The sequence below is a fragment of the Actinoplanes sp. CA-142083 genome (assembly GCF_050942195.1).
GTDB lineage: Bacteria > Actinomycetota > Actinomycetes > Mycobacteriales > Micromonosporaceae > Actinoplanes.
Map to the genome: position 1 here is coordinate 242,812 of NZ_CP192076.1, position 23,452 is coordinate 266,263.

General features: G+C 69.9%; 24 protein-coding genes. 16 read left to right on the top strand and 8 right to left on the bottom strand.

Annotated elements, in window-relative coordinates; genetic code table 11:
• Positions 1 to 44 precede the first annotated feature (44 nt).
• Both ACQPZX_RS01175 and ACQPZX_RS01180 read left to right on the top strand, forming a co-directional pair.
• Positions 45 to 4,430 carry a HAMP domain-containing protein gene (locus ACQPZX_RS01175; protein ID WP_433373095.1) on the top strand — a complete coding sequence of 1,462 codons (4,386 nt, stop codon included), beginning with the start codon at positions 45 to 47 and terminating at the stop codon, positions 4,428 to 4,430.
• Positions 4,431 to 4,441: 11 nt separating this feature from the next.
• Positions 4,442 to 4,999 carry a response regulator gene (locus ACQPZX_RS01180; protein ID WP_433373097.1) on the top strand — a complete coding sequence of 186 codons (558 nt, stop codon included), beginning with the start codon at positions 4,442 to 4,444 and terminating at the stop codon, positions 4,997 to 4,999.
• Here the strand turns inward: ACQPZX_RS01180 and ACQPZX_RS01185 are convergent.
• Genes ACQPZX_RS01185 through ACQPZX_RS01200 form a run of 4 tightly spaced genes read right to left on the bottom strand, consistent with a single transcriptional unit; the run spans position 4,989 to position 6,049 of the window.
• Positions 4,989 to 5,195 carry a thioredoxin family protein gene (locus ACQPZX_RS01185; protein WP_433373100.1) on the bottom strand — a complete coding sequence of 69 codons (207 nt, stop codon included), beginning with the start codon at positions 5,193 to 5,195 and terminating at the stop codon, positions 4,989 to 4,991. The genes ACQPZX_RS01180 and ACQPZX_RS01185 overlap by 11 nt on opposite strands.
• Positions 5,174 to 5,311 carry a hypothetical protein gene (locus ACQPZX_RS01190; RefSeq protein ID WP_433373103.1) on the bottom strand — a complete coding sequence of 46 codons (138 nt, stop codon included), beginning with the start codon at positions 5,309 to 5,311 and terminating at the stop codon, positions 5,174 to 5,176. Before ACQPZX_RS01190 ends, ACQPZX_RS01185 begins: the two co-directional genes overlap by 22 nt.
• A complete protein-coding gene (locus ACQPZX_RS01195) occupies positions 5,305 to 5,670 on the bottom strand; it encodes a MerR family transcriptional regulator (protein ID WP_433373106.1) in 366 nt (121 codons plus the stop codon). Before ACQPZX_RS01195 ends, ACQPZX_RS01190 begins: the two co-directional genes overlap by 7 nt.
• 52 nt (positions 5,671 to 5,722) lie before the next feature.
• The gene (locus tag ACQPZX_RS01200; RefSeq protein WP_433373108.1) at positions 5,723 to 6,049 is read right to left on the bottom strand and encodes an STAS domain-containing protein; all 327 of its coding nucleotides are present in this window, start codon (positions 6,047 to 6,049) and stop codon (positions 5,723 to 5,725) included.
• Between the two features lie 134 nt (positions 6,050 to 6,183).
• Between ACQPZX_RS01200 and hemL the strand changes: the two genes are divergently transcribed.
• Genes hemL through ccsB form a run of 6 tightly spaced genes read left to right on the top strand, consistent with a single transcriptional unit; the run spans position 6,184 to position 12,064 of the window.
• Positions 6,184 to 7,521, top strand: coding sequence for a glutamate-1-semialdehyde 2,1-aminomutase (hemL, locus tag ACQPZX_RS01205; protein WP_433373111.1), 1,338 nt, complete (start codon positions 6,184 to 6,186; stop codon positions 7,519 to 7,521).
• Positions 7,518 to 8,174: a histidine phosphatase family protein gene (locus ACQPZX_RS01210; RefSeq protein WP_433373113.1), complete on the top strand. Its 657-nt coding sequence runs from the start codon at positions 7,518 to 7,520 to the stop codon at positions 8,172 to 8,174. Before hemL ends, ACQPZX_RS01210 begins: the two co-directional genes overlap by 4 nt.
• Before the next feature lie 2 nt (positions 8,175 to 8,176).
• Positions 8,177 to 8,731, top strand: coding sequence for a TlpA family protein disulfide reductase (locus tag ACQPZX_RS01215; protein ID WP_433373115.1), 555 nt, complete (start codon positions 8,177 to 8,179; stop codon positions 8,729 to 8,731).
• Positions 8,731 to 9,486, top strand: a complete 756-nt coding sequence (locus tag ACQPZX_RS01220; protein WP_433373118.1) for a cytochrome c biogenesis CcdA family protein — start codon at positions 8,731 to 8,733, stop codon at positions 9,484 to 9,486. The genes ACQPZX_RS01215 and ACQPZX_RS01220 overlap by 1 nt, the downstream gene beginning before the upstream one ends.
• Complete coding sequence (gene resB, locus ACQPZX_RS01225; RefSeq protein ID WP_433373121.1) at positions 9,483 to 11,081, top strand: cytochrome c biogenesis protein ResB; 1,599 nt, start codon at positions 9,483 to 9,485, stop codon at positions 11,079 to 11,081. The genes ACQPZX_RS01220 and resB overlap by 4 nt, the downstream gene beginning before the upstream one ends.
• Positions 11,081 to 12,064, top strand: coding sequence for a c-type cytochrome biogenesis protein CcsB (gene ccsB / locus ACQPZX_RS01230; protein ID WP_433373124.1), 984 nt, complete (start codon positions 11,081 to 11,083; stop codon positions 12,062 to 12,064). The genes resB and ccsB overlap by 1 nt, the downstream gene beginning before the upstream one ends.
• A gap of 161 nt (positions 12,065 to 12,225) precedes the next feature.
• Here ccsB and ACQPZX_RS01235 read toward each other — a convergent pair whose 3' ends face one another.
• Positions 12,226 to 13,428 (bottom strand): hypothetical protein, encoded by a 1,203-nt coding sequence (locus ACQPZX_RS01235; protein WP_433373126.1) that lies wholly within the window; start codon positions 13,426 to 13,428, stop codon positions 12,226 to 12,228.
• A gap of 117 nt (positions 13,429 to 13,545) precedes the next feature.
• Here ACQPZX_RS01235 and ACQPZX_RS01240 point away from each other — a divergent pair, with 117 nt between their 5' ends.
• The 7 genes from ACQPZX_RS01240 (at position 13,546) to ACQPZX_RS01270 (ending at position 20,037) form a co-directional block, all read left to right on the top strand.
• Positions 13,546 to 15,006 carry a menaquinone biosynthesis decarboxylase gene (locus ACQPZX_RS01240; protein WP_433373129.1) on the top strand — a complete coding sequence of 487 codons (1,461 nt, stop codon included), beginning with the start codon at positions 13,546 to 13,548 and terminating at the stop codon, positions 15,004 to 15,006.
• On the top strand, positions 15,003 to 15,899 hold the full coding sequence (mqnP, locus tag ACQPZX_RS01245; RefSeq protein WP_433373131.1) for a menaquinone biosynthesis prenyltransferase MqnP: 897 nt from the start codon (positions 15,003 to 15,005) through the stop codon (positions 15,897 to 15,899). Before ACQPZX_RS01240 ends, mqnP begins: the two co-directional genes overlap by 4 nt.
• Before the next feature lie 189 nt (positions 15,900 to 16,088).
• Positions 16,089 to 16,601, top strand: coding sequence for a SigE family RNA polymerase sigma factor (locus ACQPZX_RS01250; RefSeq protein ID WP_433373134.1), 513 nt, complete (start codon positions 16,089 to 16,091; stop codon positions 16,599 to 16,601).
• On the top strand, positions 16,582 to 17,718 hold the full coding sequence (locus tag ACQPZX_RS01255; RefSeq protein WP_433373137.1) for a hypothetical protein: 1,137 nt from the start codon (positions 16,582 to 16,584) through the stop codon (positions 17,716 to 17,718). The genes ACQPZX_RS01250 and ACQPZX_RS01255 overlap by 20 nt, the downstream gene beginning before the upstream one ends.
• A 58-nt stretch (positions 17,719 to 17,776) precedes the next feature.
• Positions 17,777 to 18,301, top strand: coding sequence for a SigE family RNA polymerase sigma factor (locus ACQPZX_RS01260; RefSeq protein ID WP_433373139.1), 525 nt, complete (start codon positions 17,777 to 17,779; stop codon positions 18,299 to 18,301).
• Positions 18,288 to 19,382, top strand: a complete 1,095-nt coding sequence (locus ACQPZX_RS01265) for a hypothetical protein (RefSeq protein ID WP_433373142.1) — start codon at positions 18,288 to 18,290, stop codon at positions 19,380 to 19,382. The genes ACQPZX_RS01260 and ACQPZX_RS01265 overlap by 14 nt, the downstream gene beginning before the upstream one ends.
• 16 nt (positions 19,383 to 19,398) lie before the next feature.
• Positions 19,399 to 20,037 carry a UbiX family flavin prenyltransferase gene (locus ACQPZX_RS01270; protein WP_433373145.1) on the top strand — a complete coding sequence of 213 codons (639 nt, stop codon included), beginning with the start codon at positions 19,399 to 19,401 and terminating at the stop codon, positions 20,035 to 20,037.
• On the opposite strand, the gene ACQPZX_RS01275 is transcribed toward ACQPZX_RS01270, so the two are convergent.
• Positions 20,010 to 20,285: a BldC family transcriptional regulator gene (locus tag ACQPZX_RS01275; RefSeq protein ID WP_026206443.1), complete on the bottom strand. Its 276-nt coding sequence runs from the start codon at positions 20,283 to 20,285 to the stop codon at positions 20,010 to 20,012. The two genes, ACQPZX_RS01270 and ACQPZX_RS01275, sit on opposite strands and share 28 nt — an antisense overlap.
• 210 nt (positions 20,286 to 20,495) lie before the next feature.
• Between ACQPZX_RS01275 and ACQPZX_RS01280 the strand changes: the two genes are divergently transcribed.
• Positions 20,496 to 20,945, top strand: coding sequence for an Lrp/AsnC family transcriptional regulator (locus ACQPZX_RS01280; RefSeq protein WP_020515111.1), 450 nt, complete (start codon positions 20,496 to 20,498; stop codon positions 20,943 to 20,945).
• Between the two features lie 3 nt (positions 20,946 to 20,948).
• Here ACQPZX_RS01280 and ACQPZX_RS01285 read toward each other — a convergent pair whose 3' ends face one another.
• Positions 20,949 to 21,572 carry a putative glycolipid-binding domain-containing protein gene (locus tag ACQPZX_RS01285; RefSeq protein WP_433373148.1) on the bottom strand — a complete coding sequence of 208 codons (624 nt, stop codon included), beginning with the start codon at positions 21,570 to 21,572 and terminating at the stop codon, positions 20,949 to 20,951.
• A gap of 59 nt (positions 21,573 to 21,631) precedes the next feature.
• Positions 21,632 to 23,281 carry a DEAD/DEAH box helicase gene (locus ACQPZX_RS01290; RefSeq protein ID WP_433373151.1) on the bottom strand — a complete coding sequence of 550 codons (1,650 nt, stop codon included), beginning with the start codon at positions 23,279 to 23,281 and terminating at the stop codon, positions 21,632 to 21,634.
• Positions 23,282 to 23,452 lie beyond the last annotated feature (171 nt).

A 23,452-nucleotide genomic window follows, 5' to 3' on the forward strand; every position in this document is an offset into this window, starting at 1 on the left:
AGAGGATAGGGAGCCCACGGCGTTGGACAGCGAGCGAGGACAGCATGACTGCGGCAAAAGAAGCGCTCGACGAGACCGCCCTGCTCGGCGAGCTCGCTGAGGCGCTGAGGCGGGTGCGCCGGGGCGATCTCAAGGTTCGGCTGCCGCGTGGCAGCGGCGCCGCCGGTGAGGTCGCCGACGCGTTCAACGAGGTCATCTCCCTGCAGGAACGGCAGAACCTCGATCTACGCCGGATCAGCCGGATAGTCGGCCGCGACGGCCGGCTCACCGAGCGCCTGGACGACGAGGGCCTCGACGGCTCGTGGGCGGACAGCGTGCGGTCGGTCAACTCGCTGATCGACGATCTCGGCCGCCCGACCACCGAGATCTCCCGGGTCATCGTGGCGGTGGCCGAGGGCGACCTCTCCCAGCACATGGCGCTGGAGATGGACGGCCGGCCTCTTCGGGGTGAATTCCTGCGGATCGGCCGCACGGTGAACACGATGGTGGACCAGCTGTCGTCGTTCGCCGACGAGGTGACGCGGGTGGCCCGCGAGGTGGGCACCGAGGGCGAGCTGGGCGGCCAGGCCGATGTGCGCGGCGTGGCCGGCACCTGGAAGGACCTGACCGACTCGGTGAACCTGATGGCGTCCAACCTGACCCACCAGGTGCGCTCGATCTCGCAGGTGGCGACCGCGGTGGCCCGCGGCGACCTGTCGCAGAAGATCACGGTTTCGGCGCGGGGCGAGGTGGCCGAGCTCGCCGACACCATGAACGGCCTCACCGACACCCTGCGGCTGTTCGCCGAGCAGGTGACCCGGGTGGCCCGCGAGGTGGGCACCGAGGGCAAGCTGGGCGGCCAGGCCGACGTGCCGAACGTGGCCGGCACCTGGAAGGACCTCACCGACTCGGTGAACTCGATGGCGTCGAACCTGACCAGTCAGGTGCGTAACATCGCGCAGGTCTCGACGGCGGTGGCGAAAGGTGACCTGTCGCAGAAGATCACGGTGGCCGCGCAGGGCGAGATCCTCGAGCTCAAGGACACCGTCAACACGATGGTCGACCAGCTGTCGTCGTTCGCCGACGAGGTCACGCGCGTGGCGCGCGAGGTGGGCACCGAGGGCAAGCTGGGCGGTCAGGCCCAGGTCCGGGGCGTTTCCGGCACGTGGCGGGACCTCACCGAGAACGTGAACCAGCTCGCCAACAACCTCACCGACCAGGTGCGCAACATCGCCCAGGTCTCCACCGCGGTGGCGAAGGGCGACCTGTCGCAGAAGATCACGGTCGACGCCCGCGGCGAGATCGCGGAGCTGAAGAACACCGTGAACACGATGGTCGACCAGCTGTCCAGCTTCGCCGACGAGGTCACGCGGGTGGCGCGCGAGGTGGGCTCGGAGGGCAAGCTGGGTGGTCAGGCCCAGGTCAAAGGCGTTTCCGGTACGTGGCGCGACCTCACCGACAACGTGAACTACATGGCCTCCAACCTGACCAGCCAGGTGCGGAACATCTCCTCGGTCACCACGGCGGTGGCGCTGGGCGACCTGTCGCAGAAGATCACGGTCGACGCCCGCGGCGAGATCCTCGAGCTCAAGACCACGGTCAACACGATGGTCGACCAGCTGTCGTCGTTCGCCGACGAGGTGACCCGGGTGGCCCGCGAGGTGGGCTCGGAGGGCAAGCTCGGCGGCCAGGCGCAGGTGCGTGGTGTGGCCGGCACCTGGCGCGACCTGACCGACAACGTGAACTACATGGCGTCCAACCTGACCGGTCAGGTCCGCAACATCGCCTCCGTCTCCACGGCGGTGGCGAAGGGCGACCTGTCGCAGAAGATCACGGTCGACGCGCAGGGCGAGATCCTCGAGCTGAAGAACACCGTGAACACGATGGTCGACCAGCTGTCGAGCTTCGCCGACGAGGTGACGCGCGTGGCCCGTGAGGTGGGTTCGGAGGGCAAGCTCGGCGGTCAGGCGCAGGTGCGTGGTGTGGCCGGCACCTGGCGCGACCTGACCGACAACGTGAACTACATGGCGTCCAACCTCACCGCCCAGGTGCGCAACATCGCGAGCGTCACCACCGCGGTGGCGAAGGGCGACCTGTCGCAGAAGATCACGGTCGACGCCCGCGGCGAGATCCTCGAGCTCAAGGACACCGTCAACACGATGGTCGACCAGCTCTCCAGCTTTGCCACCGAGGTCACCCGGGTGGGCCGCGAGGTGGGCGTCGAGGGCAAGCTGGGTGGTCAGGCCCAGGTCAAGGGCGTTTCCGGTACGTGGCAGGACCTCACCGACAACGTGAACCAGCTGGCCTCGACGCTGACGATCCAGCTGCGCGCGATCGCCGAGGTGTCCACGGCCGTGACCCGCGGCGACCTGACCCAGAGCATCGCGGTCGAGGCGCAGGGCGAGGTCGCCGAGCTCAAGGACAACATCAACCAGATGATCGTCACCCTGCGCGAGACCACCAAGGCGAACGCCGAGCAGGGCTGGCTCGACTCCAACCTCGCGCGTATCGGTGGCCTGTTGCAGGGCCAGCGCGATCTCGGCGAGGTCTGCCGCATGATCATGACCGAGGTGACGCCGCTGGTCGACGCCCAGCTCGGCGCGTTCTTCCTGGTCGACAACGAGCAGGCGGTCATGCGCCTGCGGCTGGCGGCCTCCTACGGCTACGTGGCCCGCAACCACGAGGTGACCTTCGGTCCCGGTGAGGGTCTCGTCGGGCAGGCCGCGGTCTCCCGCCGTACGATCCGGGTCCGCGCGACCCACGACGGCATCCTCACGATGCGCTCGGGTCTCATGTCGATGCCGCCGAACGACCTGGTCGTGCTGCCGGTGCTGTTCGAGGGCGAAATGCTCGGCGTCATCGAGTTCGCCTCGGTCGCCGCCTTCTCGGGCCTGCATCTGACGTTCCTCGAGCGGCTGGTCGCCACCATCGGCGTCGCCCTCAACACCATCCAGGCCAACCGGCGTACGGAGGAGCTGCTCTCCCAGTCGCAGCGGCTGGCCCGCGAGATGCAGGACCAGTCGGCCGAGCTCCAGCGCACCAACGCCGAGCTGGAGGACAAGGCGCAGCTGCTCAGCGAGCAGAAGGCCAACATCGAGACGAAGAACCGCGAGATCGAGCAGGCCCGGCGCGGCCTGGAGGAGAAGGCGCAGCAGCTGTCGCGGGCGAGCGCGTACAAGTCGGAGTTCCTGGCCAACATGAGCCACGAGCTGCGGACCCCGTTGAACTCATTGCTGCTGCTGGCCCGGCTGCTCGCCGACAACACCGAGCAAAACCTGACCGAGAAGCAGATCGAGTTCGCCCGCACGATCCACAGCGCCGGCTCCGACCTGCTCTCGCTGATCGACGACATCCTCGACCTCGCCAAGATCGAGGCGGGCCGGATGGACGTCGAGGTCGACCAGATCGACTTCGACGGCGTCCGGGCGTACGTCGAGCAGGCCTTTGTCCCGCAGGCGCAGGAGAAGAACCTGGACTTCCGGGTCGCGGTGGGTGACGGCCTACCGGACTCGATCGTCACCGACGGTCAGCGGCTCCAGCAGATCCTGCGCAACCTGCTGTCCAACGCGGTGAAGTTCACCGACTCGGGCTCGGTGACGCTGAGCATCTTCGCGGCGCCGCCGACCACCGACTTCGACATTCCGGCGCTGACCGCGGCCCGGCAGGTGGTGGCGTTCGCGGTCGCCGACACCGGCATCGGCATCTCGGACGAAAAGCTCGCGATCATCTTCGAGCCGTTCCAGCAGGCCGACGGCACGACCACCCGCAAGTACGGCGGCACCGGCCTGGGCCTGTCGATCAGCCGGGAGTTCGCGGCGCTGCTCGGCGGCACGATCGTGGTGTCGTCGATCCCCGGCGAGGGCTCGACCTTCACGCTGTACGTGCCGGACGCGCTGACCCCCGACACGCAGCCGATGCCGGCGCTGCCCTCGGTGCCGTCGACGACCGTGGTGGTGCGGCCGGCCCAGTCGGTCGACATGCCGCTGCTGGACCTGCCGGTGATCAGCCAGCGGTCCGAGGTGGAGCACATCAGCCCGGCCGGCCGGCAGCTCGACGGCGCGACCGTGCTGATCGTCGACGACGACGTCCGCAACGTGTTCGCCCTGACCAGCGCCCTCGAGATGCACGGGCTCAACGTGCTCTACTCGGACAACGGCGTCGACGGCGTACGGCTGCTGGCCGAGCACCCCGAGGTCGATATCGTGCTGATGGATGCCATGATGCCCGATCAGGACGGCTATGAGACGACTCGGGGCATCCGCCGTAACCAGCGTTTCCGGGATCTCCCGGTAGTGTTCCTAACCGCGAAGGCGATGCCCGGTGACCGGGAGTCAGCCCTCGCGGCCGGCGCGAGCGACTACATCACCAAGCCGGTCGACTTGGATGAGCTGATCGAAATGATGGCCCGCTGGGTGAACGCCGACAAGACCACCGAACCCGAGCGCGGCTGAGAGGAGGGGGCGTGGCGGAACGCGCCAAGGCCCTGCTGGTCGACGACCGGAAAGACAACCTGCTCGCCCTGGAGGCCATCCTCCAGGGCCTGCCGGTGACCCCGGTTGCCGTCGAGAGCGGCGAGGCAGCACTGAAACAGCTGCTCACCGACGACTTCGCGGTCATCCTGCTGGACGCACAGATGCCCAACATGGACGGTTTCGAGACGGCCAGCCACATCAAGCGGCGGGAGCGCACCCGGCACGTACCGATCCTGTTCCTGACCGCGGCCGACCGCGACGCGCAACTGGCGCTGCGGGGTTACGCGGTCGGCGCGGTGGACTACCTCACGAAGCCGTTCGACCCGTGGGTGCTGCGCGCCAAGGTCAACATCTTCGTGGAGCTGTGGACGAAGACTCAGCAGCTCAAGGCCCAGGGCGACGCGGCCCGGGAGCGCGACGCGCAGTGGCAGCGCCTCACCGAGACGGTCGACGAGGCGGCGCGGGTGCTGCGGGCGAACGGTGAGCACGCCGCGTCCGAGGCCCTGGCGCTGCTGGAGAAGGCCCGCTGGGGCACGCCTACCGATTGACGTACGGCGCCACGGCGTTCGCCAGCGCCGAGCGCAGCACGGACTTCGGCCGGAAGCCGACCAGCGACGACGTCAGCACCCCGCCGGTGAAGAAGAGCAACGTCGGCATGGAGAGAACCCGGTAGTCGCGCGTTGCCTGCGGGTTCTCGTCGGCGTTGAGCTTGCCTCGGGGCTTCAGCGCCCTGGAGTAGCGCAACCACTAGCGGATCCGGGCCGCCAGGCCCGGAACCTCGCCCAGAAGTCGACGACGAACGGAAGCTCGGCCTTCAGCACGAGCGCGTCGAAGGTGGCGTCGGTGACGGTGATCAGCATGGGTTCTCCCGGTGCTCGAGGGCCTGGGTCAGCTGGGTGTGCAGGCGCTGCCGGACGTCGGTGAGCTGCCCGAGCAGGCCGTCCACCTCGGCCAGCTTGCGGCGCAGCACCGCGACCGAGTCGGGGCAGACGTGGCCCGACCCGGTGGCGCGCAGGCACTCGACGAACGGCTTGATGTCGTCCATGCCGAATCCGACCGCCAGCAGCGACCGGATCTCGTGGACGACCCTCAGCTCGGCGTCGTCGTACTGCCGGTAGCCGTTGGCGTCGCGTTGCGGCTGCACGAGGCCCTGTTCCTCGTAGTAGCGCAGGGTGCGCGCACTGGTCCCGGCTCGTTCGGCCAGCTCACCGATCAGCATGCGGTTGACGCTAGGCCTTCACACCGGCGTCAAGGCAAGGCTCTTATGACGACTACGACACCGAGCTGATCATCAGGGCGCTGCGCAGGCCGGTGATGTCGAGGACGCGCATCAGGAAGTCGCCGACGTTGGTCAGCGCGAGCACCGTGCGCGCGTGCTGGGCCTTGCGGCTGAGCACCACCAACGTGCCGAGACCCTGCGAGTCACAGAATGTGATGCCCGCCATGTCGAGCACGATGCGGGGTGGCGGATCGGCAAGCGTGTCATTGACGATGGCCGAGAGGTTGGTGACCGTGAGCACGTCGATCTCCCCGGCGAGGTGGAGAACGACCTCGTCGGGAGCACGCTCAACCGTGATGGTCAGTTCCGGTCGCTCCACGGCCTCAGCCTATCGTCCGGGGTGTGGATCTGCCCGTTGGCCACGTTCGTATCGGGTCGTACCGGACATGCTGGTGTGACGCACGCACGACGTGAACAACCCTCTTGAGACGGCACGCACGTGTCGCTGACAGAATGGGAACCGCTGTGACCACCTCATACCGCGCCGAGGGCCTCCCCTACCCGGAGGACGCCCCGGTTTCCCAGGCCCTCTTCGACCGCGCATCGGCCATCGTGCCCGGCGGGGTCAATTCACCCGTGCGTGCGTTCCGAGCGGTCGGCGGCACGCCCCGATTCATGTCGGAGGGCAAGGGTCCCTGGCTCACCGACGCGGACGGCCGGCGCTACGTCGACCTGGTCTGCTCGTGGGGCCCGCTGATCCACGGTCACGCGCACCCCGAGATCGTCGCCGCGGTGCAGGAGGCGGCCGCCCGCGGCACCAGCTTCGGCACGCCCACGGCCGGCGAGGTCGACCTGGCCGAGGAGATCGTCCGCCGCACCCGGGTCGACGAGGTCCGCCTGGTCAACTCGGGCACCGAGGCGACCATGACCGCGATCCGGCTGGCGCGGGGCTATACCGGCCGGGCCAAGGTGATCAAGTTCGCGGGCTGCTACCACGGGCACGTGGACGCGCTGCTCGCCGCGGCCGGCTCCGGTGTGGCCACCCTCGGCCTGCCCGACTCGCCCGGCGTCACCGGCGCGGCCACGGCCGAGACGATCGTGCTGCCGTACAACGATGCCGAAGCCGTCGAGGCGGCCTTCGACACCAACGACGAGATCGCCGCGGTGATCACCGAGGCCGCGGCCGGCAACATGGGCGTGGTCGCCCCGCGCGACGGCTTCAACCAGCGGCTCGCCGAGATCGCCCACGCGCGCGGCGCGCTGCTGATCGTGGACGAGGTGATGACCGGTTTCCGGGTCTCGGCCGGCGGCTGGGCGGGCCTCGAGCCGGTCGACGCCGACCTGTTCACCTTCGGCAAGGTGATGGGCGGCGGCCTGCCCGCGGCCGCGTTCGGCGGGCGTCGCGAGATCATGTCGCGGCTCGCCCCGGCCGGCCCGGTCTACCAGGCCGGCACGCTTTCCGGTAACCCGCTGGCCTGCGCCGCGGGCCTCGCCTCGCTGCGGCTCGCCGACGACGCGGCCTACAAGCGGCTCGACGAGCTCTCGGCGACGGTCGGCGCGCTCGCCTCCGAGGCGCTCGACGAAGCGGGCGTGGCGCACCGTCTCTCGTACGCGGGAAACATGTTCTCGATCTTCTTCACCGACACCGACGTGAGCGATTACGAGTCGGCGAAGACGCAGAACGCCGCGCAGTTCAAGGCCTTCTTCCACACCATGCTCGCCCGCGGCGTCTACCTGCCGCCCAGCGCGTTCGAGTCGTGGTTCGTGTCGACGGCGCTGGACGACGCGGCGCTGGAGCAGATCGCCGCGGCGCTGCCGCACGCGGCGCGCGCGGCGGGGGGCGTCAGTTGAGCGAACCGAGCAGGACCAAGGTGCACGTGCTGCGGCACGGCGAGGTCTACAACCCCGACAAGATCCTGTACGGGCGGCTGCCCGACTTCCACCTGTCGGAGCTGGGCCAGCAGATGGCCAAGGCCGCCGCCGAGACCCTGGCCGCCCGCGACATCACCTACGTCGTGGCCAGCCCGCTCGAGCGCGCGCAGGAGACGGCCGCCCCGATCGCCGCCGAGTTCAAGCTGGAGATCGCCACCGACGTCCGGCTGATCGAGAGCGCCAACTTCTTCGAGGGCAAGAAGGTCTCGGTCGGCGACGGCGCGTTCGGCAACCCCCGCAACTGGTGGGTGCTGCGCGACCCGATCACCCCGTCGTGGGGCGAGCCGTACCTGCAGATCGCCCAGCGCATGTTCGCCGCCGTCCAGGCCGCCCGGGTCGCCGCCGAGGGTCACGAGGCCGTCTGCGTCTCCCACCAGCTGCCGATCTGGACGCTGCGGCGCTACGTGGAGAAGAAGCGGCTCTGGCACGACCCGCGCCGCCGGCAGTGCGGCCTGGCCAGCCTCACCACCTTCCTGTTCGAGGGCTCGACCGTCGTCGGCATGGAGTACTCCGAGCCCGCCGCCCACCTGGTGGCCCTCTCCTCCTCCGCCAAGACCGCCAAGGGAGCTTGACCATGCGCCGCCTCGCCGGAGTCCTGGCCGTCGCCGCCCTCGCAGCGGCCGTCCTGACCGGCTGCGGCGGGGAGAACTGGGCCAAGAAGTGCACCACCACCGGCATCGTGGTGGAGTGCGAGCCCGACCAGCGCCCGCAGGTCGAGAAGGTGACCGGCACCCTGCTCGACGGCGGCACGTACGACATCGCGCAGGACCGCGGCAAGGTCGTGGTGGTCAACTTCTGGGGTTCCTGGTGCGCGCCGTGCCGGGCCGAGGCCGACGACCTCGAGACGACCTACCAGGCGACCAAGGCCAAGAACGTCAGCTTCATCGGGGTCAACTCGCGTGACGACAAGGATTCGGCCATCGCCTTCGAGCGCGGCCGGGTGACGTACCCGAGCATCTACGACTTCGAGGGCAAGGTGGCGCTGAAGTTCGACGTCACCCAGACCAACACCCCGCAGACCCTGATCCTCGACCGGCAGGGCCGGATCGCGGTGGCGCTGCGCGCCGCCACCACGCACACGCAGCTCCAGCCCCTGGTCGAGAAGATCGCCGCGGAGGCGACCGGGTGATGGGTGACGACTTCGCCTCGATCGCCGGCACCGGCCCGCTGCTGCTGGCCATCGGCGTCGCGGCCATCGCGGGCCTGGTCAGCATCCTCTCGCCGTGCGTACTGCCGCTGGTGCCGGGCTACCTGTCCTATGTGACCGGTCTGGCAGGCTCCGACATGGACGCCGGCGCCTCGAAGACCCGGCGGGTGCTCGCCGGCACCACCCTTTTCGTGCTCGGCTTCGCGGTCGTCTTCACGCTGCTGGTGACGTTGGTGGCCAACATCGGCTTCGCGCTCAAGAGCCACGAGGAGACGCTCAACGTCGTGCTGGGTGTGCTGGTGATCGTCCTCGGTCTCGGCTATCTCGGCTGGATCCCGGGCCTGCAGCGCGAGATGCGGATCAGCAAGCTGCCGGCGGCGGGTCTGCTCGGGGCGCCGGTCTTCGGGGCGATCTTCGCGCTCTCCTGGCTGCCGTGCACCGGCCCGACCCTGGCCGCGGTGCTCGCGATGGCCACGACGAGCGGGCAGACCAGCCGCGCGGTCACCCTGTCGCTCGCCTACAGCCTCGGGTTGGGCATCCCGTTCGTGCTCTTCGGGCTCTTCTTCCGCAAGCTGCTCGGGGTCTTCCGGGCCATCCGGCGCAACAGCCAGTGGGTGACCCGGATTGGCGGTGTGCTGCTGATCCTGGTCGGCGTCGCGCTGATCACCGGCGGGTGGAACCACTTCCTGGTCTGGCTGATGACCACCTTCAACTATGAGGGAGGGACGCTGCTGTGACCGTGGTCGAGGAACGTCCCGCGCCGCCGGCCGAGCCACCGCCGCGCCGGCCCAACCGCGCCTGGGCCCTGCTGCGCAACTCGTGGCGGCAGCTCACCAGCATGCGTACGGCGTTGGTCCTGCTCTTCCTGCTGGCCGTCGCCGCGATCCCCGGCTCGGTCTTCCCGCAGCGCGCGGTCGACTCGCAGCGGGTCACCGAGTACTACCAGGCCCACCCGCAGCTGGCGCCCTGGCTCGAGCGGCTCGGCGGTTTCGAGGTCTACGGCTCGCCCTGGTTCGCCTCGATCTACCTGCTGCTGTTCACCTCGCTGATCGGCTGCGTGGTGCCCCGCCTGCGCGACCTCCTGCGGTCGCTGCGCCAGGCCCCGCCGGACGCGCCGCGGCGCCTTGAGCGCATGCCGCTCGCAGCCGAATTGTCCATTTCGACAGCGCCGGCGGAAGCTGCGCGGGACATTTCCGGCATCCTGCGCAAACGGCGCTGGCGCACCAAGGTGCGCGAGCAGGAGGACGGCAGCTTCACGATCTCCGCCGAGAAGGGCTACCTCAAGGAGACCGGCAACCTGCTCTTCCACTTCGCGCTGCTCGCGGTGCTGATCGGGGTGGGCTTCGGGCACTGGTACGGCTGGCACGCCAACCGCATCCTGGTGCAGGGCGCCGACCAGGGCTTCTGCGACTCGCTCGCGCAGTACGACGAATCCACCCTCGGCCCGCGCGTGGACGCCGCCGATCTGCCGGACTTCTGCATGAAGCTGACCAACTTCAAGGCCACGTACGTGTCCACCGGCCAGCCCAAGAGCTTCCTGGCCACGGTCGCGGTGAGCGAGAACGACGGCCCCGAGAGGACCCGCACGTTCACGGTCAACGACCCGCTGCGGCTGCATGGCGCGAGCGTCCACCTGGTCGGCAACGGCTACGCGGTCACCATGCGCTACACCGACCGGTTCGGCGTCTCGCAGACCAAGACCGTGCCGTTCCTGCCGGTCGACGGGATGTTCACCAGCGAGGGCGTCGCCCAGTTCCCGGACGTCAACATCGACCCCAAGACCGACAAGCGGGACGCCTCGCTGCAGATGGGCTTCGAGGGCCGATACCTGCCGACCGTCGGTGACGGCGCGACCTCGACGTTCCCGGCCGAGAACGCGCCCGCGCTGTTCCTCACCGCCTACCGCGGCGACCTCGGGCTCGACGTGGGCACGCCCGGCTCGGTCTACTCGCTCGACCAGGGCCAGATCGCGACCGGCGACCTGAAGAACGTCAGCGGCGCCCGCCCGCACGAGCTCAAGATCGGCGACAGTTGGACCCTGGACGACGGCACGAAGCTGGAGTTCCTCGGCACCCGGCCGTTCGCCACGCTCTCGATCCGGTATGACCCGACGCAGACGCTGGTGCTGGCGGGCGCGGCGATCGGCCTGGCCGGCCTGATGCTCTCGCTGGCCGGGCACCGCCGCCGGGTGTGGTTCCGCGCCCTGCCGGCTTCGCCGGAGTCGTCCGGAGGTACGTTGTTGTCGGCCGGTGGTCTCCCGCGCACCGACTATCCCGGTTTCGCCGACGAGTTCACGCAGTTGGTGAAGGCCGCCGAGGAAGGGACGCCGTGATGGCGGAGTTGTCGAATCAGCTGATGGCGGTCACCGTGCTGGCCTACCTGGCCGCGATGGTGCTGTACGCCGCCGAGTATGCGTTCGGCTCAAAGAGCCGCATCGGCCGGGCCGCCGTTCGTCCCGCCAAGCAGCTCGTCGGCGCCGGCGCGCCGGTCGAGGACGACGTGGTGCCCGACGATGATGACGTCGTCGAGGCTCCCCGGCCCGACCGGAAGGCCGAGATCATCGGCCGGGTCGCCGTCGGTCTCAACGTCCTAGCGCTGCTGCTGCACCTGGGCACGCTGGTCACCCGAGGCATCGCCGCCGACCGCATGCCGTGGGGCAACATGTACGAGTACATCCTTTCCGCGACCTTCGTCGGTTCCGCGGTCTGGGTGGGCATCCTGCTGCGGCGCCCGGCGGTCCGGCACATCGGCCTGTTCGTCTCGCTCGCGCTGGTGCTGCTGCTCGGCGCGGCCGGGATGATCGCGTACACGCCGGTGGGCCCGCTTGTGCCGGCCCTGCACTCGTACTGGTTCATCATCCACGTCTCGACGATCATCATCGGTTCCGGGATCTTCCTGGTCGGCGCGGTGCCGGCCACGATGTTCCTGATCCGCGACGGCTACGACAAGGGCAAGCGCCGCTTCCCGTACTCGCTCGGCAAGAACACGCCCGACGCGACGATGCTGGAGCGCCTGACCTTCCGCCTGCACGCCTTCGCGTTCCCGCTGTTCACCTTCGGCGCGCTGATCGCCGGCCCGATCTGGGCCGAGGCTTCGTGGGGCCGTTACTGGGGCTGGGACCCCAAGGAGGTCTGGGCGTTCATCTCCTGGATCGTCTACGCCGGCTACCTGCACGCCCGGGCCACGCCGAGCGTCAAGCGCACGGTGGCGACGTGGATCGCCCTGCTGGGCTTCGCGACCATGCTGATGAACCTCTTCGGCGTCAACCTGTTCTTCAGCGGCTTCCACTCGTACGCCAACGCCGGCGGCATGTAGCGTCGTCTATTTCTCACGCTCGGCGTCCGGCTTCAAAACCCGTATCTGATACGCGCAACGGCCCCGCCAAACCGCAGCAGCCACCGGCCCTTGGCGCAGCGCGAGCCGGGCGCCTGCTCGCGCCATTGCCGCGACCGCCGGGCTGAGATCGGTGGTCCGGCTTACTGCCCGAGCAGGCCGCCGAGCAGCGGCCGCTGAGACGGCGTCGCCGGTTCGGACGGCGTGCTGGCGGCGGGGCTCGACGACGACGGCGTGGCCGGCTCGACCGCGGTTCCCGCGTCCGCCGCACCCGCGTCTGCCGCACCCGCGTCTGCCGCACCCGCGTCTGCCGCACCCGCGTCTGCCGCGCCCTCGTTCGCTGCGTCCGCGTCCGGAGTGGCTGCCGGGGCCGTCGGTGCGGCGATTGCCGGGGCGGCGCGGCCGCCCGTGGCAGGGGCGCCCAGGGCGGGGTCGCTGTCGGGGCCGCAGTCGCCGGCCGTCCAGGTGTCGTAGCGGTTGACCCAGTTCAGGCAGAAGCCGCCGCTGCGCTGGGGCTGGTCCGCGCCGTACCCGGTCAGCGTCGGCACGTCGTCGCGCCAGTAGCGGGCCGCCCCGCCGTCCGCCGGCCGCAGCTGCACGTTGTCGACAGTCACCTCGGGGACGTCGATGCGGGCCGGCCGCCCCGAGTCGACGTGCACCTCGACGTACTGCTCGACGAACGCGCTCGACCCGATCGGCAGGCGCTGCGCGGTCAGCAGGTTCCACCGGTTGTTCCACCACAGCCACGCGCCCCACACGCCGTTCGCGTCGCTGTGCAGGTCGAGCCACACCCGGTCGCCGGGACGCAGCGCGTACTGGTCGTAGAACTGCCACGAGTGCGTGTTGGTGTTGAACGTGTAGATGTGCTGCCGCAGCGGCCCGGCCCAGCCGGTCTGCGCCCAGCCGGCCTCCAGCCAGGAGATCCGTCCGGCGCCCATGTTCCGCTTGACCATGAAGCGCCCGGCCACGAAGTCGTAGCTGCCGGGCCGGATCGAGCCGTCCACCACCGAGATCCGGCCGGAGACGCCGCTCCACTCGCCGGCCGAGTTCGCGCCGAGGTGGTGGTAGCCGCTGGGGGTGAAGCCGGCCGTCGCCGGCTTGGTCAGCTGGACGCCGGACTCGAGGATGCGCCCGGCCGCGCGGCAGGCGCCGGGAGAGCCGGGACCGGCCGGCGTGGTGGGCGCCCTGGTCGAGGCGGCGCCGGCCGGGCACGCCGGCAAGCCCGCCGCCGACAGCCGGCGCGACGACGAAACCGCCGCGGAGACCGTCGGAACAGCCGCGGCCAGCAGGGCGGAGACCGCGGCCAAGGCGCACCACCGCGCCACGTTACGGACGTTCACTGTCACCTCGCCGAGCCTTAATCCGATCGGAACAATCGCCCACCTCAACGCGAATCGGACATCCCGAGTGACGGTGATCGCCCGAGTGCCGAACTGTCGCTGAGGTGGTGAAGACTGGGGTGCATGGCGCCTCGTGGGTTTCCCTATGACGACTTGCAGAGCTTCCTGTCGGCCCTCGAGGCGGCCGGTGAGCTGCGCCGGGTCACCGTTCCGGTCGACCCCACGCTGGAGATCAGCGAGGTCGTGACCCGCACCGTCCGGGCCGGCGGTCCGGCCCTGCTTTTCGAGCGCCCGACCCGCGGCGAGATGCCCGTGGCGATCAACCTGTTCGGCACGGAGAAGCGCATGGCGATGGCCCTCGGCGTCGACTCGCTCGACGAGATCGGCGACCGGATCGGCTCGCTGATCAGGCCCGAGCTGCCGGTCGGCTGGTCCGGCATCCGCGAGGGCATCGGTAAGGCGCTCCAGCTCAAGTCCCTGCCGCCGAAAAAGGTCAAGACCGCCCCCTGCCAGGAGATCGTGCTCAAGGGCGACGAGGTCGACCTCAACCGGCTGCCCGGCCTCCAGGTCTGGCCCGGCGACGGCGGCGTCTTCCACAATTTCGGGCTCACCCACACCAAGGACCCCGAGACCGGCAAGCGCAACCTGGGCCTGTACCGCTTGCAGCAGCACTCGAAGAACACGCTCGGCATGCACTGGCAGATCCACAAAGACTCGACGGCGCACCACGCGATCGCCGAGCGCCGGGGCGAGCGGCTGCCCGTGGCGGTGGCGATCGGCTGCGACCCGGTGGTCTGCTACGCGGCGAGCGCCCCGCTGCCCTCCGACATCGACGAATACCTCTTCGCCGGCTTCCTGCGCGGCGAGCGGGTCGAGATGGTCGACTGCCTGACCGTCCCGCTGCAGGTGCCCGCCCACGCCCAGATCGTGCTGGAGGGCTACCTCGAGCCCGGCGAGCGGCACCCCGAGGGCCCGTTCGGCGATCACACCGGCTTCTACACGCCGGTTGAACCCTTCCCGGTGCTGCACGTCGAAACAATGACCATGCGAAAAAAGCCGATCTACCACTCGATCATCACGTCGAAACCGCCGCAGGAGGACCACGGCCTCGGCAAGGCGACCGAGCGCATCTTCCTGCCGCTGCTGCGCATGCTGATCCCCGACATCGTCGACTACGACATGCCGGCCGCCGGCGTCTTCCACAACTGCGTGATCGTCTCGATCAGGAAGCGCTATCCGAAGCATGCCCAAAAGATCATGAATGCGATCTGGGGCGCGCACCTGATGTCGCTGACCAAGCTCATCGTGGTCGTCGACGAGGACTGCGACGTCCACGACTACGCCGAGGTGGCGTTCCGCGCGTTCGGCAACGTCGACTACGACCGTGACCTGCTGCTCACCCAGGGCCCGGTCGACCACCTCGACCACGCCTCCTACCAGCAGTTCTGGGGCGGCAAGGCGGGCATCGACGCCACCCGTAAGCTGCCGTCGGAGGGCTACTCCCGCGGCTGGCCGGAGGAGATGGCCATGTCGGGCGAGGTGGTCGCGCTCGTGGACAAGCGCTGGAAGGAATACGGCATATGACGGCGGTGGCGGCGGTCCCGGAGAAGCCCGGGCGGATCAAGTCGTTCCTCGAGCTCGTCAAGATAGAGCACTCGATCTTCGCGCTGCCGTTCGCGTACCTGTCGGCGGCGGTGGCGCTCGACCGCGAGGGCACCGGCATCCACTGGGTCGACCTGCTGCTGATCACGGTCGCGATGGTCGCCGGCCGCACGTTCGCGATGGCGGCCAACCGCATCCTCGACCGCAAGATCGACGCGCTGAACCCGCGCACGCAGAACCGCGAGCTCGTCACCGGCGCCGTCTCGCTGCGCACCGCCTGGACGGGCGCGGTGGTGTCGCTGGTCGTCATGGCGGTCGCGGCCGGCCTGCTCAACCTGCTGTGCCTGGTGCTGTTCCCGCTGGCCGTGATCCCGCTGGTGGTGTATCCGTACGCCAAGCGCTTCACGAACTACCCGCACTACGTCCTCGCGCTCGCCCAGATGGTGGCGCCGGTCGGGGCCTGGCTCGGCATCACCGGCACCTTCTCGGGCTCGGGCCCGGCCTGGCTGCTCGGCGCCGCGGTCGGCCTGTGGATCGGCGGCTTCGACATCATCTACGCCTGCCAGGACGTCGAGATCGACCGCCGGATCGGCGTGCACTCCACCCCGGCCCGCTGGGGCGTGCGCACCGCCCTGCACATCTCCACCGTCACTCACGTGGTCACGTTCGCGCTCTTCGTGTGGTTCGGTCAGGTGGTCGGCCTGAGCTGGCTCTGGTGGATCGGCCTGGCGCTCACCGCGGCCGCGTTCGCCTACCAGCACATCGTGGTCACTCCGACCGACCTCTCCAAGGTCAACCGCGCGTTCTTCACCGCCAACGGCTTCGTCGGCATCGTGTTGTTCCTCTTCGCACTGCTAGACCTGATTTTGTTGTAGCTGAGCTGGCTGGCATCGCCTCCGGCGCTGCGGGCGACCGCCCCTTCGGGGCTGATGAGGAGTCAGCCGGTTTCCGGCACCGCAAACCCCGCGGCGACGGAAACCGACTGCCTCCTCATCAGCGGGGCGATCGCGGGCTCGACCTGATTTTGTTGTAACCCGAAGACCGTCGTGGTCCGTCTAATTGGGGTGAGTGACAAAGAGGCCGAGTTCCGGGAGTTTGTGAACGCCCGGATGGAGTCGTTACGGGGATTGGCCTTCCTCACGTGCGGTGACTGGCAAGTGGCCGAGGATGCGGTGGTCGGCGTCCTGACCAAGCTCTACGGACGATGGAGCAGGGTCGACAATCCCGACGCGTACGCCCGCACGATGGTCGTACGGGCCGCGATCGACGAGACCCGACGGCCGTGGTGGCGGCGCGAGCAGTCGCACGGCGACGCGATGCCGGACAGCCCGACCGACGACGGCACGCACGCGATCGACCAGCGGATCCACATCCGGCAGGCGCTGAGCCGGTTGCCGGCCCGGCAGCGGGCGGTTCTCGTGCTGCGCTTCCTCGAGGAGCTCAGCGTGCAGGAGACGGCCGCCGCGCTGCGCTGCCCGGAGGGGACCGTGAAGGCGTACACGTCGAGGGGTCTCGAGGCGCTCCGCGAGCTGTTGGACGAGCGTAGGGAGGGACGTCGTGCCATCCGAAATCAGTGACCTTCTCGATCAGGCGCGGGCGGGCGGGCCGCCGCTGCGCCACGACGTCGAATTCGTGCTGGTGGCGGGTCGCCGCCGCCGGCGGAGGCGGACCGCCGGGCTGGCGATCGTGGCTGTGGTGGCGGTAGCCGCCGCGATCGGGGTGCCACAGATCGTCGCCCGGCGCCCGTCGCAACCGGCGAAGCCGACCCCCACACCGACGCCGGTCGTAATCACCACCCCGGCCAGCGGCGAGCTCTTCCCGTTCCTGTTCCACTTCCACGGATACGACGCGGGCGCCTACCGGGTCGGCGAGCCCAGTGACGCGGGGATCCGAGGGACGACCGTGCCGGTCACGAGGATCGTCAATCCCACCCCCGAGACCGACGCGACACTCGCCGTCTACGGCCCGGGGGTCGATCCGTTGCGCCAGTACCCCAACGGCAAGATCATTGAGGCCGAGCCGGTCCATGGACGGCGGGCATTCTGGCTCGAGCTCCACCCCGATTCTCCGACGCCCTCCAAATTCGACTACCTGCTTCCCCGGAACTTCTACTGGGAGTACGCCGACGGCCTGCTTGCGTCCGTGGGATTCGTGGAGGATGAGAGGTTTTCCGCCGCCGACGCGCGGCGGGTGGCCGAGGGCTTCACGTTGAGCGAGGAGCAAGAGGTCACGGTGCCTCTCAAGATCGGCTACGTGCCTCCTGGCTGGAAGCTCTCCAGCGCCAGCGGGAAGCCGGGGAAGCCGGGCACGGCGGACGGGGGCCTGAATTTCGTGCCCGAGGAGTATGCGGCGGCTCAAATGTCCGGATCCGATGGCCGGGTGCCGGACTCGGTGCGGAAGAATGGCGTGCAGAGCATGATGGTGCTGCTGATGCCGTCGAGCCAGCACATGGCCACGCTGCCGTCGCCCGAGGTCGGCGGCGCCGATCCGGCGAAGGTCCACTGCGACGTGGAGGGCTGCTACCACCCCGTGGACAACGGTCGTTTCCGGCTACGCGTCGGAGGCAGCAGCCTCTCCAATGCCGAGGCCCGCAAGATGCTCGCGTCGATCACACTGGCGGACCCCGACGACCCATCCACCTGGTTCCCCGCCCACGCGACGGTGCCCGAGGCTGTTCAAATACGGGTGCCATAGCGCAGCCGGCCTCAGAACCGGGTGTAACCGTTGATCCAAGGAGCGCCGTCTAATCCGCGTGAGCGACAACGAGGCCGAGTTCCGGGAGTTCGTCGCGGCGCGGATGGACGCGCTGCGCGGGCTCGCCTACCTCACGTGCGGTGACTGGCAGCTGGCCGAGGACGCCGTCCTCGCCGCGCTGGCCAGGCTGTACGTGAAGTGGGGGCGGTTGGACAACCCCGATGCGTACGCCCGCACCGCCGTGGTGCGGGCGGCCATCGACGAGACCCGGCGACCGTGGTGGCGGCGCGAGCAGGCGAGCAGCCACGCGATGCCGGATCTCGCCGGTGAGGACCTCATCCCGGCCGTCGACGACCGGCTGCGGCTGCGGCAGGCGCTGCTGCGGGTGCCGGTCAAGCACCGGGCCGTGCTGGTGCTGCGGTTCCTCGAAGGGCTCAGCGTGCCGCAGACGGCGGCGGCGCTGCGCTGCCCCGAGGGCACTGTCAAGGCGTACACGTCGCGGGGTCTCGACACGCTCCGCCGGATCCTCGGCGTCGTGCCCGGCATCGACGAGCGCGAGGAGGCTCGCTATGAGGCTGTCTGACCTGTTGGACGACGTGCGGGCCGACGCGCCGCCTCCGCGTTACGACGTGGAGGACGCCGTGCGGGCCGGCAAGCGGCTTCGGCTTCGGCGGCGGGCCGGATGGGCGACGGCTGCGGGTGCGGCGGCAATCGTCGCGATCGGGGTTCCGCAGATCGTCACCCGTGCCGACTCGCCGCCGCGGCCGATCACTCCGGCCGTCACCACGCCGGCCCCGGCCCCGACGGCGGGCAAGGCGGGCGTCGAGTTCGAGTTCGCCGGCTACGACGCGGGCCCGTTCCGGGTCGCCGATCCCACCGGCTGGACGTTCGCCGGCGACACCGCGGTCATCCGGAAGACCGGCTCCGACCAGCAGGCCGGCTTGCTCCAGGTCTTCCGCCCGGGCGTCTACCCGTTCAGCCGCTCCGGGGCCGGTTACCACCTGACGGACACCGCCCGGGTCGATGGCGGGCGCGCCTACTTCGTCGAGCGGAACGGTGATCGCTGGCTCGCCTGGGAATACGGCGGCGGGGCCGTCGCCGTCGTCAAGCCGCAGAACGTCCGGGGGCTGAGCGACGCCGAGCTCCGGCAAGTGGCCGAGGCCTTCACGCCGGGCACGCCGACGCCGGTCCGGGTCGCCTTCAAGGCCGGCTACGTCGCCGGCGACTACACCCTCGCCGAGGTCGCCGCCCACCCCGACTCCGGGATCCGCACCGCGGCCAACTTCGTGCCGGCCGTCCAGGTCATGGTCCGCCTGCACCAGCCCGACCGGGGCCTTCCGCCGGGAACCCAGGGTCAGGCGTCCAAGGTGCTCTCGATCCGGGTGACCACCCCGTCCGAGCGGACCGCGATGGATATGCCGACCAAGACCAGATGCGTCGACGGCCATCGAGCGGCCGGCAGCAAGCAGGCGATGGGTGGCAGCTGCGGTCGCCCGCTGAGCGGCGGGAAGTATGTGCTCGAGGTGGTCGGCGGCCCGGCGATCAGCCAGAGCGAACTGCTCAAGGTGCTCAACGCGGTCGAGGTGGCCGACCCGGCCAAGCCGTCGACCTGGTTGCCCGTGAGCAGCGCCATTCCGGCAAGCCACCTACCGGTGCGAGGCTAGCGGGCACACTTGAGGCATGCGTGAACCGTGGGTCGTCGGCGTCTCGGGTGCCTCGGGAACCCCGTACGCGAAAGCGGTCTTGATCGGCCTCTTGGACGCGGGCGAATCGGTGGACCTCGTCGTCTCCCGGGCGGCGCGGCTCACCCTGCTCGACGAGACCGGCGCGACCGTGCGGGACGCGCACTGGAAGGACGACGTGGCGGCGTGGCTCGGCCGCGACCTGGGCGACCTGGCCTACTGGCCGGCGGGCGACCTGGCGGCCGGGCCGAGCAGCGGCTCCTACCCGGCGAAGGGGATGGTGGTCGTGCCGGCCAGCACGGCGGCGTGCGCGGGCATCGCCATCGGGCTCTCCAAGGACCTGCTGCAGCGAGCTGCCGAGGTCAACCTCAAGGAGCGCCGGCGCACGGTGGTGGTGCCGCGGGAGACCCCGGTCACCCGCAGCCACCTCGAGCACCTCATCGCGCTGCACGACGCCGGGGCGGTCGTGCTGCCGGCCAGCCCCGGCTTCTACGGCGCCGGGGCCGGTGCGACCGCGCAGCAACTCGTCGACTTCGTGGCGGGAAAGGTGCTGGACGCGCTCGGCGTACCCCACACGCTTTCGACCCGATGGAAGGGCGAGCTCAACGCTCAGCGCAAGCCATTCGGCGGGCCGTAACCCATTCCGGGATTGCTCGGGCCCGCGTTGCGGGGCCGATTGGCGGCGTCGTCCTCGCGCATCTCCTCGACCACGCCGTCGCCCTCGAGCAGCGCACGGACCTCCGACTCGCGGAATCGGCGGTGGCCACCCGGAGTGCGGATGCTGCCGATACGCCCGGCGGCGGCCCATCGCGTGACCGTTTTGGGGTCGACGCGGAACAGCGCGGCCACCTCGCCCGGTGTCAGCAGACGATCTCCAGTGTCCACAACCCCCTCCTCGCGTCGGTCTTGGAGCGGCCGTGATCACGGTGAGTGTCGGCGTGCTCGATCGGGACGTAAAGCCATTAGAGCATTGCCCCGGAACCGAGTCCCTGGAATGCGGAAAAAGCCCTAATTGCGACAGTGATCGTTATCCTGCCGCCGATTCGTCGCTACCGGGCGTGAGTAGCTATCTGCCACCCGATTAGGGTCTGAGCCATGGACTCCATCGACCTCCGGCTGATCGACCTGCTACGGGAGAACGCGCGCTCGTCGTACGCCGAGCTGGCCCGCAAGGTCGGACTCTCCGCGCCGGCCGTGCACGAGCGGGTCGGCAAGCTCGAAGCGGCCGGCACCATCCGCGGGTACCGCGCCGACGTCGACCACGAAGCCCTCGGACTGGGCGTCACCGCGCTGATCGGCATCATCGAGGACTCCGGCGCCGACACCGACGACGTGCTCGCCGCCGTGCGGGCCATGCCCGAGGTCGAGAGCTGCTATTTCATGGCCGGTGTGGAGTCGTACCAGCTGATCGTGCGGGTCGGGACGATCGCCGAGCTCGAGCAGCTCATCGTGCGGATCAACCGCACACCCGGGGTCGCTTCGACGCGTACGGCGATCGCCCTGTCGACGAAGTGGGAGAACCGGCCCCAGCCGGGCCTCGGTTGAGATTTACTTTTTCAGGTGCGCTAGTCCCGGATAGTCCACGACGAAGCCTTCGTCGTCGAGGGTGAGGTCGGCGCTGAACGTCTCGCTGGCGTACCGGATCCGGTTGTCGCCGAGCGGGGTGTAGATCTGGTCGGCCTGGACCACCTCGAGGCTCGGGATCAGGACCCAGGCCGCGCTGATCCGGTGCGAGACGCCGGGCTCCGCCTTGAGCAGGCCCAGCCGGCGGATGGGGAGCGTGTTGGTCAGCGGGGAGCCGCCGAGGTCGACGTCGAACGCGCCGTACAGGAGATCGGGGTCTTCCATGCCGGGGAAGCCGGCGCCGGGATGACCGCCGGCCCGCAGCACGGCGTCCAGGTTGCCCTGCTCGGCCGTCGTGGCGCGCCAGCGGCCCGCGGCCAGCTCGAGCCGGACGCTGCGCACCCAGCCGGCGCCCTCGGCCGTCACGTCCACGTGGGCGGTCGACCAGCCGGGCTCGGTGCGTAGCTCGTAGCGGCAGGTGAACGGGATCGGATCGACGGCCAGGACCGTCCCGCGGGCGTAGAGGCCGTTGCGGGCGTCCACCAGGGCGTGTTCCGCCCCGGCGGTGTCCCGTCGTTCCCAGAACAGCGACTCAGGCATTGGCGGCATGGTCCCACAATGCCAGCGATCCCCGGCAGAAGTCTGCCGGGGATCGCGAGCTTGCTGGATCAGTACGTGCGTGCTGGGCGGGAGCCGAAGCGGCTCGACGAGCCGTCGCGGCGGTCGTTGCGCTGGTTGTCGCGACGGAAGCCGCCGGAGCGCTCGCCGTTGCGAGGGGCGAAGCCGCGGTCGCCGCGCGGCCGGTAGCCTTCGCCGCTCTCGGTGCGCGGGCGGTAGCCGTCGCTGCCCGCGCCGCTTTCACTGCGCGGGCGGTAGCCCTCGCCGCTTTCGCTGCGGGGCCGGTAGCCCTCGCCACGCGGACGGTAGCCGTCACCGCGCGGGCGGTCGCCGTACGAGCGCTGCGGACGGTCGCCGAAACGGCCACGCGGCCGGTCGCCGCGCCGGGGCTCGGGCTCCTCGACCACCGGGACGCCCGACGGCTCGCGCGCGCCGGTGATCTCGGTGAGCTTCTCGTCGCCCAGCCGCACCCGGACCTCGGCCGGCGCCACGCCGGCCTTGCCCATCATGGCCTGGGTGCTACGCCGCTGCTTGGGCAGGACCAGGGTTACCACCGCGCCCGACTCGCCGGCCCGTGCGGTGCGGCCCGCCCGGTGCAGGTAGTCCTTCGGGTCCTTCGGCGGGTCCACGTGCACGACGAGCGAGATGCCGTCGACGTGGATGCCGCGGGCCGCGACGTCGGTCGCCACGAGGACGTTGGAGCGGCCCTCCTTGAACTCGGCGAGCGTGCGCGTGCGGACCCGCTGGGTCTTGCCGCCGTGCAGCGCGCCGGCCCGGACGCCCACCTGACGGAGCTGCTCGACCAGCCGGTCGACGCCCATCTGGGTGCGGGCGAAGACGATGGTCTTGCCCTGCCGGTTGGCGATCGCCGCGGTGATCGGGAACTTCTCCTGCGGCGGGATCAGCAGCAGGTGGTGGTCCATCGTGGACACGCTGGCCTCGGCCGGTGCGGTCGAGTGCGTGACCGGGTCGTGCATGAACCGCTTGACCAGCGTGTCGACGTCACCGTCGAGAGTGGCCGAGAAGAGCAGGCGCTGCGCGTTCTCCGGGGTCTTGGCCAGCAGCTCGGTGACCTCGGGCAGGAAGCCCATGTCGGCCATCTGGTCGGCCTCGTCGAGAACGGTGATCTCGACGTCCTGGAGGTTGCAGGCGCCCCGCTCGATCAGGTCGCCGAGACGACCGGGCGTGGCCACGATCACCTCGACGCCGCGGCGCAGCGCGTCCATCTGCCGGTCGTACGGCACGCCGCCGACCGCGGTCTTGAGGAAGACGCCGACGCTCCGGCCGAGCGGCTGAAGCGCGTCGGCCACCTGCATGGCCAGCTCGCGGGTCGGCACCATGATCAGGGCCTTGGGGTGGCGCGGCCGGGCGCGGCCACCCTGCGCGACGCGGGCGAGCAGCGGCAGGCCGAACGCCAGGGTCTTGCCCGAGCCGGTCTGCCCGCGGCCGAGAACGTCGCGGCCGGACAGAGCGTCGGGCATCGTCGCGGCCTGGATCTCGAACGGGGTGGTGATGCCCTCGCGAGTGAGCACGCGCACAATCTCGGGCGGAAGTCCAAGATCGGCAAAGCTCTTCGGCGTGACCTCGACGGCCGGTGTCACCTCGGCCGGAGTCTCCTCGGCCTGCGCCTCTGCGGGGGTTTCTGCCTGGGGGGCTTCGAAAACGGACGGGAACGTGCTGGGATCAGCGAAAGTGGTCAAGAGAACCTCTCTACGGGGGCGCATGCTCGCGAATGGCCCGCCGCGGCTTCCATGAGCCCGCCGCTGTAATGCCCGCAAGAACGCCCGTGGCATGCTCCGTGAAGGCACGCCGCGTCAACAACTGTCATAAGTGTACGGCTCAACGTTTGGGACGCCGACCGCATTCCGTAC

Excerpts from the sequence above, each read along its gene's own strand:
- ACQPZX_RS01220 (WP_433373118.1), top strand. The coding sequence starts at position 8,731 with ATGGGTGACGACTTCGCCTCGATCGCCGGCACCGGCCCGCTGCTGCTG.
- ACQPZX_RS01270 (WP_433373145.1), top strand. The coding sequence starts at position 19,399 with ATGCGTGAACCGTGGGTCGTCGGCGTCTCGGGTGCCTCGGGAACCCCG.
- mqnP (WP_433373131.1), top strand. The coding sequence starts at position 15,003 with ATGACGGCGGTGGCGGCGGTCCCGGAGAAGCCCGGGCGGATCAAGTCG.
- ACQPZX_RS01175 (WP_433373095.1), top strand. The coding sequence starts at position 45 with ATGACTGCGGCAAAAGAAGCGCTCGACGAGACCGCCCTGCTCGGCGAG.
- ACQPZX_RS01215 (WP_433373115.1), top strand. The coding sequence starts at position 8,177 with ATGCGCCGCCTCGCCGGAGTCCTGGCCGTCGCCGCCCTCGCAGCGGCC.
- ACQPZX_RS01190 (WP_433373103.1), bottom strand. The coding sequence starts at position 5,311 with ATGCTGATCACCGTCACCGACGCCACCTTCGACGCGCTCGTGCTGAAG.
- hemL (WP_433373111.1), top strand. The coding sequence starts at position 6,184 with ATGGGAACCGCTGTGACCACCTCATACCGCGCCGAGGGCCTCCCCTAC.
- ACQPZX_RS01240 (WP_433373129.1), top strand. The coding sequence starts at position 13,546 with ATGGCGCCTCGTGGGTTTCCCTATGACGACTTGCAGAGCTTCCTGTCG.
- ACQPZX_RS01285 (WP_433373148.1), bottom strand. The coding sequence starts at position 21,572 with ATGCCGCCAATGCCTGAGTCGCTGTTCTGGGAACGACGGGACACCGCC.
- ACQPZX_RS01280 (WP_020515111.1), top strand. The coding sequence starts at position 20,496 with ATGGACTCCATCGACCTCCGGCTGATCGACCTGCTACGGGAGAACGCG.
- ccsB (WP_433373124.1), top strand. The coding sequence starts at position 11,081 with ATGGCGGAGTTGTCGAATCAGCTGATGGCGGTCACCGTGCTGGCCTAC.
- ACQPZX_RS01195 (WP_433373106.1), bottom strand. The coding sequence starts at position 5,670 with ATGCTGATCGGTGAGCTGGCCGAACGAGCCGGGACCAGTGCGCGCACC.
- ACQPZX_RS01265 (WP_433373142.1), top strand. The coding sequence starts at position 18,288 with ATGAGGCTGTCTGACCTGTTGGACGACGTGCGGGCCGACGCGCCGCCT.